The sequence below is a fragment of the Streptomyces sp. HSW2009 genome, from assembly GCF_040240285.1.
In the GTDB taxonomy this organism is placed as follows: Bacteria; Actinomycetota; Actinomycetes; order Streptomycetales; family Streptomycetaceae; genus Streptomyces.
Window position 1 is genome coordinate 1 of the sequence record NZ_JBEHZD010001071.1, and the last position, 928, is coordinate 928.

General features: G+C 83.3%; 2 protein-coding genes. Both read right to left on the reverse strand.

Going from position 1 to position 928, the window contains the following annotated elements; translation table 11 throughout:
- The coding region (locus AAHZ94_RS34595) for a hypothetical protein (RefSeq protein WP_349997631.1) at window positions 1-181 on the reverse strand (181 nt) is incomplete at its 3' end.
- The coding region (locus AAHZ94_RS34600) for a hypothetical protein (protein WP_349997632.1) at window positions 178-928 on the reverse strand (751 nt) is incomplete at its 5' end. The genes AAHZ94_RS34600 and AAHZ94_RS34595, both read right to left, overlap by 4 nt.

Sequence of the window (928 nt, forward strand, 5' to 3'; positions counted from 1 at the left end):
GGGGGGGGGGGGGGGGGGGGGGCCGGGGGGGGGGGGGGTGTCCGGGCCGGGGGGGGCGGCGGGGGGGGGGGTCGGGCCGGGGGGGGGGGGGCGGGGGGGGCGCCGCCCCCCCCGCCCCCCCCCCGCCACCCGTACCGCCCATCCCCCCCATCCCACCCGCCGCCGGTCCGACGCCGCTCATCCGACGAGCTCCAGCGCCGCGCGCAGGTGCCGCGCCCGCTCCTCGGCGCTCACGTACCGCCACGCCCGGAACCCCTCGACCACCGGCCCGCGCACCAGCACCCGGTTCTCCGCCCGCACCGGCTCGCCCCTGGCGCCCAGCGTCAGCGTGCCGGGCCCGGCGGCGCCCCGGTGCAGCACGTACGCGGACTGCGCGTACGCCTCGCCGGCCCCCACCACCCGGGTACGGGCGGCCACCCCCCGCACCCGCCCGCCCCGGTCACCCGCTCCGTCCGCGGTGAAGCGGAATCCGCCGGACTCGGGCCGGTAGCGGACGAGGCGGTACGCGTCGGGGTCGGGGTCGGGGTCGGGGTCGACGTCGGGGCTGAGGCCGGGGCCGACGTCGGGCTCCCACCCCGGCCCCGACCCCACCTCCACAACCGTGTTCCGCACCGCCCCGGCCAACACGGTCGCCGCGAAGTCCCACCGGTGGTCGTGGAGCTGCGCATCCGCGCCCCCGTCCTGCCACACGTGCAGGAACAGCCGGCGCCCGTCCGCCGGGAGCCGGGCCAGCGGCAGCTTGAGGAAGCCGTTCGGGTGTGCGATGCCCGCGCCGGCGGCGGGCTCCCGCAGCTCACCCGCGTACCGCCCGGCCAACGCCGCGGCCAGTGCCTCGCGCGCGGGGGCGCGCGCCACCCGCGCGCCCCCCCCCGGCGCGGGCCCCCCCCCCCCCCCCCCCCCCCCCCCCCCCCCCCCCCCCCCCCGCGCC